Origin of the sequence: Bacillus sp. SD088 (assembly GCF_017355205.1) — a bacterium.
Classification (GTDB): Bacteria; Bacillota; Bacilli; order Bacillales; family Bacillaceae_C; genus Lederbergia.
Genome location: NZ_JADIJK010000009.1, coordinates 62,250 through 76,632, shown reverse-complemented (window position 1 = coordinate 76,632; position 14,383 = coordinate 62,250). Strand labels below are relative to the sequence as shown.

General features: G+C 37.2%; 11 protein-coding genes. 7 read left to right on the top strand and 4 right to left on the bottom strand.

The genetic code is table 11. The features are described 5' to 3' along the window. Window positions 1-1,090 precede the first annotated feature (1,090 nt). The 3 genes from betB to IPU53_RS09785 all read right to left on the bottom strand — a co-directional run bounded on the left by betB (window position 1,091) and on the right by IPU53_RS09785 (window position 4,527). The gene (gene betB / locus IPU53_RS09795) at window positions 1,091-2,563 is read right to left on the bottom strand and encodes a betaine-aldehyde dehydrogenase (protein WP_207450271.1); all 1,473 of its coding nucleotides are present in this window, start codon (window positions 2,561-2,563) and stop codon (window positions 1,091-1,093) included. A gap of 51 nt (window positions 2,564-2,614) precedes the next feature. Then, a complete protein-coding gene (gene betA, locus IPU53_RS09790; protein WP_207450269.1) occupies window positions 2,615-4,276 on the bottom strand; it encodes a choline dehydrogenase in 1,662 nt (553 codons plus the stop codon). A 71-nt stretch (window positions 4,277-4,347) separates the two neighbouring features. Next, the gene (locus IPU53_RS09785; protein WP_207450267.1) at window positions 4,348-4,527 is read right to left on the bottom strand and encodes a hypothetical protein; all 180 of its coding nucleotides are present in this window, start codon (window positions 4,525-4,527) and stop codon (window positions 4,348-4,350) included. 660 nt (window positions 4,528-5,187) lie between these two features. Between IPU53_RS09785 and IPU53_RS09780 the strand changes: the two genes are divergently transcribed. From IPU53_RS09780 to cudC, 7 genes are all read left to right on the top strand, one after another. Next, entirely contained in the window at window positions 5,188-5,946 is a 759-nt protein-coding gene (locus IPU53_RS09780) for an HAD family hydrolase (RefSeq protein ID WP_207450264.1), read from the top strand. A 21-nt stretch (window positions 5,947-5,967) separates the two neighbouring features. Beyond that, on the top strand, window positions 5,968-7,053 hold the full coding sequence (locus tag IPU53_RS09775; RefSeq protein WP_207450262.1) for an ABC transporter ATP-binding protein: 1,086 nt from the start codon (window positions 5,968-5,970) through the stop codon (window positions 7,051-7,053). Next, the gene (locus tag IPU53_RS09770) at window positions 7,050-7,922 is read left to right on the top strand and encodes a carbohydrate ABC transporter permease (RefSeq protein WP_207450260.1); all 873 of its coding nucleotides are present in this window, start codon (window positions 7,050-7,052) and stop codon (window positions 7,920-7,922) included. Before IPU53_RS09775 ends, IPU53_RS09770 begins: the two co-directional genes overlap by 4 nt. Before the next feature lie 16 nt (window positions 7,923-7,938). Beyond that, entirely contained in the window at window positions 7,939-8,778 is an 840-nt protein-coding gene (locus IPU53_RS09765) for a carbohydrate ABC transporter permease (RefSeq protein WP_313886472.1), read from the top strand. Between the two features lie 65 nt (window positions 8,779-8,843). Next, window positions 8,844-10,169 (top strand): ABC transporter substrate-binding protein, encoded by a 1,326-nt coding sequence (locus IPU53_RS09760; protein ID WP_207450258.1) that lies wholly within the window; start codon window positions 8,844-8,846, stop codon window positions 10,167-10,169. A gap of 311 nt (window positions 10,170-10,480) precedes the next feature. After that, the gene (locus IPU53_RS09755) at window positions 10,481-11,932 is read left to right on the top strand and encodes a CehA/McbA family metallohydrolase (protein ID WP_207450256.1); all 1,452 of its coding nucleotides are present in this window, start codon (window positions 10,481-10,483) and stop codon (window positions 11,930-11,932) included. Window positions 11,933-12,223: 291 nt separating this feature from the next. After that, the gene (gene cudC / locus IPU53_RS09750) at window positions 12,224-12,799 is read left to right on the top strand and encodes a choline uptake/conversion transcriptional regulator CudC (protein ID WP_207450254.1); all 576 of its coding nucleotides are present in this window, start codon (window positions 12,224-12,226) and stop codon (window positions 12,797-12,799) included. A gap of 431 nt (window positions 12,800-13,230) precedes the next feature. On the opposite strand, the gene IPU53_RS09745 is transcribed toward cudC, so the two are convergent. Then, window positions 13,231-14,247, bottom strand: a complete 1,017-nt coding sequence (locus IPU53_RS09745; protein WP_207450252.1) for a LacI family DNA-binding transcriptional regulator — start codon at window positions 14,245-14,247, stop codon at window positions 13,231-13,233. Window positions 14,248-14,383 lie beyond the last annotated feature (136 nt).

Genomic DNA, 14,383 nt, shown 5'->3' with positions numbered 1-14,383 from the left:
TGGCTTGAGGATAAGTTGTAATTTTGAGTTTTGTCGTCTAGCTCCAGCGCCCAGCAAACTTTCGGTGCCTGCTTGCGTAAGTCAACATCCATTCTCTTTCCAAGCTTATGGCAGTTTCCTTATTAGTAAAGTTTGTACATCGTTAAACGGGCGATTACACTTTTCTTAGACTGTATTCATCAATAAAAACGAAGAGAGCTTCATTCTTTCTCTTCGTCCTTGTTGTTGTTGCTTATTGAACAGCTGCTTTTCTTTGTGCAGATTTCTCTTTTTTGCTTTAGTTACTTCTTGAAACAAGGAAAAGGATTGTCTATGAGAGCGCTACGCACCAAAAATCCAGTGAAAACGGAAAAAAAGGTACGTAGGAAGTTCTACGCACCAAAAATTCAGCGGAAACAAAGAATAGTGGTGCGTAGGACGGCTCGAATTTAGCTGTTCATCCTCATTATGAAAGTTTGTACGTTGCTAAACGGGCGCCTGCGCTTTTCTTCTTCGATTATGGGCTAGCGAAAAAAAGAATGTGACCCACAAAAAGAAACGATCCCGTAAGCGTAAGCCCCAAAAGGGGAAGAAAGGCGAAAAGGATCTCAAAACCCGGACGGATAAAACGATTGGTCGAATGGATCCTTCCGAGACTTGATCAGAAAAAGGAATGACCATCAGATCGCCTTTTCGACTTCTTTCAATCTCAAATTCTTACTGTTTCCGGAGTGTTGCTTTTAAAACAAAATCTGTTAAAGGTTGATTGGAGCGAAAGTGCGAGACTCCTGCGGAATTAGCGGGACAGGTGAGACCCCACAGGCGTTTACGCCGAGGAGGCTCACCGCCCGCCCCGCGGAAAGAGAGCAACTGTAGCGGAAATCAACCATGCACGATCTTGGTAGACAACCGTGTTTACAAAAACAACCTTTTTTTAAAAAAACTTCATTTGTGATGCTTCTTTGGCATGCCTTTTTTGAAAAGGTTTTGAAAATGAATACCAAAGGCTCAATTCTCAGTAAGGTTTTCGAAATCCTGCAAATTTACTCCTCGAAATTCCGAGAGTGTATTCCAATCTGCACATATGCGATCTTAATCAGTCTATTTATTTCTATTGAAACCAATGGATCGGTTGTGGATCAAGGTTTTGGAAAATATGCTTTGTTTCCGTGTATGCATCTAACCCAAGTTTACCTAATTCATAGCCAATACCTGATTGCTTAAATCCACCCCAAGGCGCTTGGGGGAAGTATACATTAAATTCATTAATCCAAACAGTGCCCATACGCATTTTTCTACTAAGGCGTTCTGCTCTTGTTAAATCATTTGTCCAAATTCCGCCAGATAATCCATAAATAGAGTCATTGGCTAATCTGATGGCTTCCTCTTCAGTAGAGAATTTCTCAATCGTAATGACTGGACCAAATCCTTCATTTTGGACAACACCCATTTCTGTAGAACAATTGGTTAAAATGGTAGGCAAATAGAAGAATCCATCTTGTAATGCTGGATCATCGGGTTGCTTACCACCTGTAGCAATGACTGCGCCTTCCTTAACACCGTCCTCCACGTAGGCTACGACCTTTTGTAAATGTTCTTTAGAAATTAGTGGGCCCATTTGTGTTTGTTCATCAAATCCATTTCCAAGGCGAATGTTTTTCACCTTTTCCACTAATGTTTGTACAAATTTATCATGAATATTTTCCTCTACAATAACCCTAGTACCAGCTGAACAGATTTGTCCCGCATGGAAGAATACGGCATTCATTGCTTGGTCTATCGCAGTATCAAAATCAGCATCAGCAAAGATAACATTTGGATTTTTTCCACCTAGTTCAAGGGCAATATTTTTCATATTATTACTCGCTGCCCGCATAATTTTTTTTCCGGTTTGTAGACCACCAGTAAAGGAAATCAAATCAACATCTTTATGATCAGCCAGGACAGCACCAACCTCAGCACCCGTACCTAATACAAGATTGACAACACCAGCAGGGATACCGGCTTCTTCCATTAATTCAAACACTTTAATCGTTGTTAACGGTGTAATTTCACTTGGCTTCATGATTAGCGTATTCCCAGTTGCAAGTGCTGGGGCTAATTTCCATGATGCTTGTAGTAAAGGATAATTCCAAGGGGTAATTTGTCCACAGACACCAACAGGCTCACGAACAATTTTACTAATAGAATTTGGAACAGGTGAATCAATGATTTCTCCACCATCTTTATCAGATAAATCAGCATAGTAACGAAAGACACCGGCAATGTCATCCATATCCCAACGGCTTTCTTCTACTGTTTTTCCGGTATCAAGTGATTCTAATTTCGCTAACTCTTCTTTATCACGTTCAACAAGGTCAGCAATTTTTCGAACTTTAGCACCACGTTCGATAGCAGGAGTTGTCGACCATATGCCATCATCAAAGGCTTTTCTTGCTGCCAGAATAGCGGCTTCAGTGTCTTCTTTCGTACTTTCGGGTACACGTGCAATAACTTCTTGATTAAAAGGATTGATAATATCTCTTGTACCTTTAGCAATAGCATCTATCCATTGACCATTGATATATTGTTTTTTAGTTTGCAAAAAAGTTCCTCCTCTTTTAGAATTATCCATTTATCGAATAATGAAATCGGACTATTTAACTAAACGTTCATGTTTATAATAATCTAAATATAGTGGTTCTAATGGTTTTTTACCACGAATCAAATCTGCCGCTTTTTCCGCTAACATAAGCACAGGTGCATGGATATTTCCATTTGTTACATACGGCATTGCAGAGGCATCAACAACACATACATTCTCAAGGCCATGTACTTTCATCGTATTAGGATCAACAACAGCCATTGGATCTGAAGCATCTCCTATTTTCGCTGTTCCACATGGGTGTAAAGCTGTTTCTGCATCATTTCTTACCCATTCTAGAATTTCTTCATCTGTTTGCACAGCAGGCCCTGGAGAAATTTCACCAGAGTTATAGGGTTTCAAAGCTTGCTGTGAAATAATATTCCTTGTTACTTTTACTGCCTCTACCCATTCTCGTCTATCTTGCTCAGTAGAAAGATAATTAAAAACCATACTTGGATGTTCAGTGGGGTCTGTTGATTTAATTTTTAAAGATCCGCGTGCATCTGAATACATTGGACCGACATGTACTTGGAATCCATGTTCAGTATCTGCTTTCTTACCATCATATCGAACAGCAAGTGGAAGGAAATGATACATTAGGTTTGGATAATCCACATCTTCATTGGAACGGACAAATCCACCACCTTCAAAATGGCTACTTGCTGCGGGTCCTTTTCTCGATAATATCCATTGCAAGCCAATCCAAGGCATTTTTAATTTATCTAGGCTTGGTTGTTCTGACACAGGTAATGGACAAGAGTGCTGAATATATACTTCAAGGTGGTCTTGCAGGTTTTCACCGACACCGGGTAGGTCAACAACCGTATTAATACCAAGCGCATTTAAATGTTTTGCATCCCCCACACCTGACAATTGCAGTAATTGTGGTGTATTAATCGCTCCACCCGCAAGGATAATTTCATCGCCATATACTTGTTTGAAATGTTTTCCTCTTCTATAGGTTACCCCTGTTGCTTTTGTACCTTCAAAATTGATTTTCGTAGCAAATGCCAATGTTTCAATATCTAGATTCTCGCGTTTTTTGATTGGATCTAAATAAGCATGTGCTGCAGATAGTCGTTTTCCATTATAAATATGGCGATCAAATGGCCCGAATCCTTCTTGTTTATAACTATTAACATCTAGTGTACGAGAATAGCCTGCTTCCTCTCCAGCCTTAAAAAAGGCATTAAATAATGGGTTTACAGCAGGACCCCTTGTTAATTTTATTGGCCCGTCATGTCCTCTGAATTCATCATCTGGTGAATCAAGCGCATTTTCCAAACGTTTAAAATAAGGTAAACAGTGTGCATAATCCCAAGATTCCATCCCAGTATCTGCACCCCAACGCTCATAATCCATTGGATTTCCACGTTGATAAATCATTCCATTGATGGAACTAGATCCGCCTAGTATCTTCCCGCGTGCATGTGCAATACGTCTGCCGTTCATATACGGCTCAGGATCAGATTTATATCCCCAATCATATAACGGGTTTCCAGACGGGTACATTAAAGCGGCAGGCATTTGAATAAATAAATCCCATGGGTAATCACTTCTTCCTGCCTCTAAAATGAGCACCCTTTTTGTTCCATCTTCACTAAGGCGATTTCCTAGTATTGAACCCGCACTACCACCGCCCACAACAATATAATCGTAATATTTTTCCATAGTATTGAACCTCCATATCAATGTCACAAATGCTATTTATAAAACTTGTATAACGAAATTTGCCTCTGTGTTTACTTGTATTCTGTGTCCCTGTTATTTCTTCTAAAATCAGACAAAATATTCCTCAGTTCATATGCCTTGTCAATCATATCCCCATCAATAGAATTAGAGATTGCTTTTCTGGAACGTGGTGAAAATATTAAAAAAGATATAAGCGTTACAACTCCAACTGTTACAATACTCTTCCTCATAAAAAACACTCCTTTATTTTATTTGCTACAATGAGATTTTCAATTCTAGGAATCTCTAGTATCACTAAAAAGAGACTTAACGATATCTTTCTATTACTTCGTTAAATTTGTTAAATAAAAATTTAATATTTAAAACACACATAACTTACCATAACAAGAAAACGATGTCAAAAAATGCCAGCAACTCTAAAGTGATAGCTAAATACTTTTACATTTAATTTACAATTAATTCATCGTTAATATATATAAGGAATGTATGGTAGTTATGAGGGAAATTAATTTGACTGAAAAAGGGCGCTAAAGTGAGGCGGTCATGGTAAGTAGGGGTATATACATAAACAGAGATTCATGATTTATAAGCATCGGCCTTATATTTCAAAAAAAGTTTATTCTCCAAAAACAGTAATATATCGTCATAATTGGGGATATAACATGGTTAATTAAATATATTTAGTTGTTTAAGCTTTATAAGGCGCTATAACTCTTCTTTAATAGCTATAACTAATGGAAAATGTAAAAATAAGGCGGAATTCCCGCTTTTAAGAAAAATGACCGGTTTGACATCATTTTTTATATTCGTTATGGTAACTACATAAAGTTTGTTAAATAAAAATTTAATAAATTAAATAAAATTACCGAAGAGGGGTAAGAGAAAATAATATGGCAAAAATTAATATTGATAATCAAACATACCATATTGATGGCATTCTGTTTGATAAAGATGGTACATTAATTAATTTTCGCTCCCTATGGGTCACTTGGGCTGATAAATTGATAGATAATATTGTTTCGGTCGCACAGTTATCCGCTAAGGATAAAGAGGTATTGGCACATTCGATCGGGTTTGATGTGAATAGTGAAAAATGGGATCCCAAAGGACCGTTATGTATCGGTTCATTAGATGATTTAATCGCGATTCTTTCTTTTCATCTTTATCAAAAAGGGATGCCATGGAATGAAGCTGTTGAAATAGTCATCAATACTTATGGCAAAGTGGATAAAAACCATCACTGGGATAAAGAAATTCAATCGATTACTGGTTTACGTCATTTCCTCGATCAGGCGAAAGAATGCGATGTCAAACTTGGGGTTATAACCTCGGATAACCATGATCAGGCAGTACAACATTTAAATGCATTACATATAGATTCCTATTTTGGTAGTGTGATAGGGCATGATCAGGTAGAACGTGGCAAGCCATTCCCAGATATGGCTGAATTGGCCTGTCATCAATTAGGAATAAGGTTAGATCAAACGATTGTTGTTGGTGATTCAGATGGGGATATGATACTGGGAAAAAAGGTAAATGCGGTAGCGAGTGTTGGTATTGTTGCTGAACCAAGTATTGGAACAGACCATCTTATCAATGCTGATCATATCATTAAAAGCTATCAAGATATCATCATCAATAAAAATTAATAGGAAAAGGAGAACTTCACTGTGTCGAAAATAGAAATGCTTAATATTACTAAGCAATTTGATGATAAAGGTGGCAAAGTCATCCATAATTTTAATCTAGAAATAAAGGAAAAGGAATTTATTGTCTTTGTTGGACCTTCTGGTTGTGGTAAATCCACGACATTACGAATGTTGGCTGGTTTAGAGAGTATTTCCGGTGGCGAGTTATGGATTGATAAGAAATTAGTGAACAAGCTACCACCTAAGGACAGGGATATTGCCATGGTTTTTCAAAACTATGCCCTATTTCCTCATTTAACCGTATTTGATAATATTGCTTTTGGTTTAAAGATTCGTAAGGAAGACCGTAAAGTTATCAAGGAAAAGGTGCACCAAACTGCTGAAATTTTAGGATTAACCCCGTATTTAAAACGTAAACCAAAAGCTCTCTCAGGTGGACAAAGACAACGGGTGGCATTGGGACGCGCGATCGTTCGTGATGTCAATATCTTTTTGATGGATGAACCATTATCAAATCTAGATGCAAAACTACGAATACATATGAGAAAGGAAATTATCAATTTACATCGGAGATTAGGAACAACCACGATTTACGTTACACATGATCAGACAGAGGCAATGACAATGGCATCAAGGATTGTTATTTTAAACAAAGGAAATATTGAACAAATTGGTACTCCTAAAGAGGTATATAATCATCCACATACAAAGTTTGTTGCTAGTTTTATTGGTGCTCCTCCGATGAACTTCTTAGATGGTCAGATTGAAGGGAATGAACTGACCCTTTTGGATGGCACATCATTAGGACAGATATCGAAGGATCTAGACCATACTGGAAATGTATCTATCGGCATTCGCCCAGAGGATATTTATTTAAGTAAATCTAGTAAGGGAATAGAAATGAAAGTAGAATATATTGAACTGATGGGGGCGGATCTAAATGTTCATGGTCAAATTAATAGTGCTGATGTCATATTTCGTTTAGATCCGGAGACTGATATAAAAGAAAATGATGTGGTACACTTGGAAATTCCCGCTCGAAAAATACATCTATTTGATCCGAAAACAGAACATTCTCTCTATTATAGCAAGGGAGTGAGCGAATGAGTCGTTTAAAAACTGCGGGAAAGTTATTTTTCTTTCTAGGAATACCACTATTGCCATTGCTAGTTTTCTGGTTTATTCCAATGATTGTTTCTATTTGGCTAAGTTTAACAAATTGGGATTATATTAGCCCTTCCTTCGATTATGTTGGTATTGACAATTATACAAGTGCATTTACAAGTGAGGATTTTTATCAGGCATTATATAATACAATCTTTTTTGGATTCTGGACGGTAATTCCAACAGTTGTTATAGGGCTATTATTGGCACTGCTATTAAGGGAAACATTAAAAGGAATCACCTTCTTTAGATCCCTTTTATTCTCTCCATGGATTACACCGATGGTAGCGATGTCGATTGTTTGGACATGGATTTATGAGCCGGAAATTGGCCTCTTAAATCAAATACTAGGTTGGTTTAATCTACCACAGCCAGAATGGCTAATGAGCTCAGATACAGCAATGTGGGCGGTCATTATTGTGACTATTTGGAAAAATGCCGGATGGGCGATGTTATTCTATTCGGATTCACTAACAAAGATCCCGAAGGAATTATATGAGGTAAGTGATATTGTAGGTTCGTCTTGGTTTCAGAAATTAAGAACCATTGTGATTCCACTCGTATCACCAACAACATTGTTCCTAGTCATCATGTCAACCATTGAGTCGATCAAAGCCTATGACCAGATACAGGTGATGACACAAGGTGGGCCAGCAGGAGCAACAAGAACCCTGTTGTATTTATATTACCAGATGGCATTTGAACAATTTGATATGGGACAAGCAACTGCAATTGCCAATATTATTGTTGTATTAACAGGCATACTTGCATTATCGATGTTCTATGTATCTAAACGTTGGACCCATTATTAAGGAGGGAGATCATTAAGTGTTCAGTTCTGGAATAAAGACAAAAAATTTTTTTAACTATATAGCATTGGCCATACTTGGAATTCTTATGGTATTCCCTTTAATATGGATGTTTTTAAGTGCCATAAAATCACCAGATGAGATATTCGCGATACCATTAAAATGGTTACCTGAAGTAGCACAATGGGGAAACTTTGCGGCGGCATTGGAACTTGCCCCTTTTGGGCTGTATATTTTTAATAGTACGATTACAGCATTAGTGATTGTTGTGTTTCAGTTAGTATTATCAAGTATGATTGCTTATGCATTAACACAAATGCATTTTAAAGGAAGAACATTATTATTTAATTTGATTTTGATTACTTATATGTTACCGCCTGCCGTAACCTATGTACCTAGTTATGTCATAGTAGCAAAAATGGGTTTATTAGATACACTTTCAGGGATTATCGTCTCTAATATTGCAAATGTCTTTGTCATCTTTTTGTTAAGGCAAGCATTCATGCAAGTACCAAAGGAGATGATTGAAGCGGCCCGGGCAGAGGGTGCAGGTGATTTTGGAGTATTACGCAGAGTTATGATTCCGATGAGTAAATCCACACTATTCACAGTGGCTTTGATTAGTTTTGTTGAAATGTACAATAACTATTTATGGCCGTCCTTAATTGTGAAAAGTCAGGAGAAATATTTAATTACTGTCGGGCTGAATAAATTCTTTATGTCCCAGGGAGCCTTTGCTGAACAATGGCCATTGATCATGGGGGCGAATGTGTTATCTGTTATTCCATTGTTAATCTTGTTTGTTATTTTATACAAATGGTTCATCAAGGGAATTGGTGATACAGGTCTTAAAGGATAGCGTTTTTACCTAGGTATTAAATAAAGCCAATTAAAATAAAAATATTATAGACAGGTGGAGAAAAAATGAAAAAGAGTAATATATTAACTGTGTTTATTGCCATGCTGGCACTTGTACTTGCGGCATGTTCGGGAGGGTCAAATAATAATGCGAGTGGATCTGGTGATACTTCAAACAATTCTCAAGGCGAAGTAACAAAAATTGAATTCTGGTATGGTCTTGGAAGTGAAGCAGATAGCAAAATGAAAGAAATCATCCAGGAATTTAATGATTCCCAGGATGAAGTTGTTGTTACACCAGTACCACAGGCAGATTATGATGAAACATTTCAAAAGGTTCAGGCCGCAATCGCCTCAGGTACTGCACCAGGAGTATTTGTCGCGGAACTTATATCTGTAAATAACTTAGGTGCTAAGGGAGTATTGGCCCCATTAAACGAATTTACTGATGAGGATCCTGATTTTAACCAAAGTGATTTCTTAGACAAACTAATGGAACCGGGAATTATTGATGAAGAAATATATGGTATTCCAGGGTATGGAACAACACAAGTGATGTATTACCGTAAAGATATTTATGAAGAAGCAGGCATTGATCCAGAGGAAGCCTATTCATCATGGGAGAACTTAGCAAAGGCATCGAAAGAATTGCAAGATCAGGGCCTTGTTGACTATGGTCATCTTCCAATGTGGAAATTGGGGAACTTAATAGATCTAGCTTTAAGTAATGGTGGTACGATTTTTAATGATGATGAAACAGAAGTACTGATTGATAGTCCCGAATGGGTTGAAGCATGGGAATTCATCCGTAAACAAGTCCATGAAGAAAAAACAATGAAGATAAACTCTGGCGGTCAGGGTTGGGAATATTGGTATAAAACGATTGACCAAGTGATGAATGGATCGGCGGCAGGCTATACTGGTTCATCTGGTGATAAAGGTAATTTAGATTTCGATATTATTGAATCATTACCACAACCGGGTCTAAATGGTAATCCAGGTAAGCCAATTGTCAATGCTTTATACATGGCGGTACCTGAAGCAATAAGTGATGCGGAAAAAGAGGCAGCATACAAATGGATCAGCTATTTCACAAGCTCAGAAGTAAATGCAGATTGGGCACAAAATATTGGCTATATTCCAGTACGCGAATCTGTGATGGATGTAACGGAATATGCGGAATTTACTAAAGAACACCCATATGCGGCAGTGCCATATGAACAAGCACAAACAGCAAGTTTAGATTGGGTTGACCCAACAGGTGGAAAAATTGTGGATGCATTAGAAATTGCTACTGATATGGTTGAATTACAAAATGTACCCGCTGAGGAGGCTTTAAAACAGGCAAAAGAGAAGGCACAAAAAGAGTTAGACAAAGTAAATAATAAATAATATTTTTTATAAAGAGGATGTTCAAAAAGCCCGGTAAAAATGACATTGCGAGGGTAAAAGATCTTCGACTAAGTACCGACACGTCCTGTGTCGAACGTCGAAGTCACCACATCCTGTGGTAGCTCGTTGGCTTGCCTTCCCGCTGCTCATTGTATCGGGATAAGGTTCTTCTGCTAAAACGGCCCACGTCCTGTGGGCAACTCGGAAGTCAGTACATCTTGTACAAGTTGCTGACAGGACGTCAGCACCTTTATCCGACGGGTCCTTTGTATCCTCCTTTTTGAACATGGACATAAAAAGAGGTGAAATTGATGTTAAAAGAAACATTGAAATTCGAAGTGAATCAATCATCATCAAGCAATCAACTTGCCCAACAACAATCATTTCAAGTACCTAAAAATGTTCAATCTATTTCAATTGAAATAACAACAGATAGACCATTATGGTTAAATTACATGGTTTACGATGATCGAAATGAATTACGGGCGCAATTTATGAAGATAAATGCGCCCCAACCGCTTGTGATTCATCAGGAAAAAGGAAAAACAAGCCCATACGCCATATCAGGAGAGATCCATGAAGGTGAATGGATGATTGATATTGTAATTATTAGTAATGAAGAGATTGAAGCTAATATTAATTGGTGTGAATGTAAGATTACTTTTAATGACACTTCAGTGGAATATACACAGGCTGATGCCGCAAACTGGCAAACGAGTGAACAAGCAGCATTTCAATTAAGTGAGTTTGATGAAAATAAAGTATTTAATCAGGATCATAAATGGTATAAAGGGGATTTCCATACCCATACAATTTATACTGATGGAGAAATGACAAGGGAAGAGAATATGGTTAGTGCTAAAAATCAAAACTTGGATTTCTTTGTGGCAACAGATCATAATCTTGTCCCAACATCATGGGTAGATGGAAAAGGTATCCTAGTGATACCCGGTGTTGAAGTCACCTCTATGCTTGGTCATTTCAATATTCTAAATACCAATACGTCCCCATTTTTAAGAAATAGAATGACAGACATGATGACAGAAGAAGGCATGAATAATATCTTATCGGATGACTATGGAAATAGTATTGTCTCCATTAACCATCCTTTTCTAACGGAATGGAAATGGCTTTTGCGAGAAACACCACTTGATAAGGTCGACACAATAGAGATCTGGAATGATCCAACATACAAATATAATCCACAAGCAACAGAATGGGCGTTAATTGCGTGGAATTATCTGTTGAATGATGGATATAAAATCACTGGTATCGGTGGTTCAGATTCCCACTTAAAACCCGATGATGCATATGAAGGCAGTACAGAACCATCCTTAATTGGGGATCCTGGGACATATGTTTATTGTGAGCAACTATCAGCTGCCAATGTGGTAACTGGATTAAGAAAAGGGAATGTTACTGTATCTAGAGGTGAATTCGTCCAATTTCGACTAGGCGATTTAATCGCCGGATCTACTAGTAAAGGTGTAACTGGCTTAATTCATGCACAGGTAGATACAGAAGAAGCCATTTACTTTGAATGGATTGTTGATGGAGAAAAAGTGAAGAAAGATATGACAAACCAGTCTGATTTTCTCATTAATTTTACAGATCCAGATGCTTACCATTGGATTAGGGTAGATGTCAGACATGAGGATGGCCGTTTATACGGCTTTTCCAACCCAATTTACTTCGGTGAAAAACAACCAACAATAAAAAAATGGGGACAAATACTTGATATAATGAGTGATTACGTGGAATAGAAGCCTAAGGGCTTCTATTCTATTATTTGAATGGTTATAATGAAATTATTAAATGCTATATTGTCACAAATCAGGCTATGAAGTGAGTTTTAGTAAATAAGATAATGTTTACTTTTTTGAAATTATAGGTAAATGAGTATATGTCATTATTAGGCTAGAATATTTACGAATGATAATAGGGAATTTTGTAAATTGGTTTAGTTAATCTACATTTCGGACTATCAATGACATTACATCCTATTTAAAGAATTCACCCAGGATAGAATAAATAAGGCATAGAGGTGAAAAGGGTTGAATAGTCAAGATGATCAGGCAAGGGAAAAAATAGCAGATATAAAAAACAAAGTCATTGGAGCCATTTCAGAAACGATGGATTTATATGGTGTCGCTCCTTCAGCTGGCACACTATATGCAACAATGTATTTTAACAACGAAATGAATTTAGATGAAATGCGAGAAGAGTTGAATATGAGTAAGCCTAGCATGAGTACAGGTGTCCGTAAACTCCAGGAAAATGGGATGGTAAAACGAATCTATCAACGAGGATCAAGGAAACATTTATACGTTGCTGAAAAGGACTTTTTTGAATCATTTGTGACATTCTATAAGAAAATGTGGGATCGTGAAGTCAGAACAAATCTGAATGTGATTATAGATGGCGAAAAGATCCTAAATGACATTATAGCATCAGACGATGTGTCAGCTGAGACTAAGGATATAGCCAAAGAATATATCGAGCTATTTGAGGAGTCAAAGATATATTATAAATGGTTAGGACGATTATCAGATACGATTCGGTCAGGGGAAATATTTGAATTTCTGCCGAAAGAGGAAAAACAGGATAAAGATGAGCAGCAAGAGAAATAAATAAAGTATCTTGATAAATCTTATATACCCTTTTGCTACATGTTCTTTTGTAAGAATTTAACGGGGAAAGTATTCCCATAATTGACACAACTGCAGATTCAGAAGTTAGGAATACGGAAAAGCTGGTCTGTTTACGGTTGAAATTATGGTGAAAAACTAAAACTGCGCTCGTAAAGGAAATCAATAATTTCCAAAGTATTGTTTTAGATATGGAATAAAAGAAAGGGCCGAGATCTTTTCTATCTAGAAGATTATCGGCTTTCTATTTGTTATCGAAAATTGCTCAACACCATCATCTAGCGGCCCTAGTGATAGCTTATGCTCAATCCGCAATGGCTAGAGGTTAGGATTCAATGACTTGAACTTCGTCCACCATAGTTCATAGTCCGCATTCAATAGTCCAAGTCATCGCACAAAGACGGTACCTTTGCTTATCTCTTGAAAGCCGATGATTCCCTAAGATGAATTTCAGATGGAAGCACAATTTTTCTTGGTATTTCTGGTGCGGTATTTTCAATTCGTTCAATCAGTAATTGTGCACCTAAATAGCCAAAATTATAAGAAGGTTGCTCCGCAGCGGTTAAAAAAGGTTCATTTCCTAAATAATTAGGAATGCTATCATAACAAACAACAGCAATGTCTTGTGGTATTTTGATCGCATTTACCTTTAAAAATTTAACCGCATTCATCCCAATGAAATTACTAGTCGCAAAAATGGCTGTCGGACGTTCTGCTTCAGGTAATTCAAGTAATTTTTTGATAGTCTCTGAAATATCGCTATCCTGCAAAAAATGACTCTGATGAATCCATTTTTCATTTATTGGTAATTCATGCAGGCTCAATGTATCAAGATATGCATGATGCCGTTCCCTTGCAGTCGCAATATCTAAAGGTCCGTTGATAATCGCTATTTTTCGATGGCCTTGTTTAATTAAATGCTCCAATAATCTCCGAGTCGTCATCTCATTATCACTTAAAATTTGGTCAGAGGCTACATCATCGATATATCGGTCAAGCAAAACATAAGGAATTTTATACTTAGCCAATTTCTGTAAGTTTTTCTTCGAAGAATCATTTGCAGGAGCTGCTAAAACTCCATCAGTCCCTGTTGAGATCAACATATCAATATACTTGGATTCCTTTTCAACATTTTCATCACTATTACATAACATAAGCTGGTAGCCCATTTGCATCGCTTTATCTTCAGCCCCTCTGGCGATATTGGTAAAGAATGGATTGGTAATATCTGTCACCATTAAGGAGAGTATTTTTGTTTTTTTCGAGGTTAAACTTCTTGCTGAGCTATTTGGAATATAGCCTAGCTCTTTGATAACAGCTTCTACTTTTTCTCTCGTTTTTTGGCTAATGCTCCCAGAATTATTAATCACGCGAGACACCGTCATCGCAGAAACATTTGCCTTTTTGGCTATATCATAAATCGTGACCAATTCTCGCCCCCCCCTCATCCATGTTGCAAAAAAGAGATAAACCATTATATATCATTCGGTCATCATCCGTATATATCATACCAATTATAGGTGAAAATGTGCAACATTTCATTATGATCTATAGAAAAAAGCACTT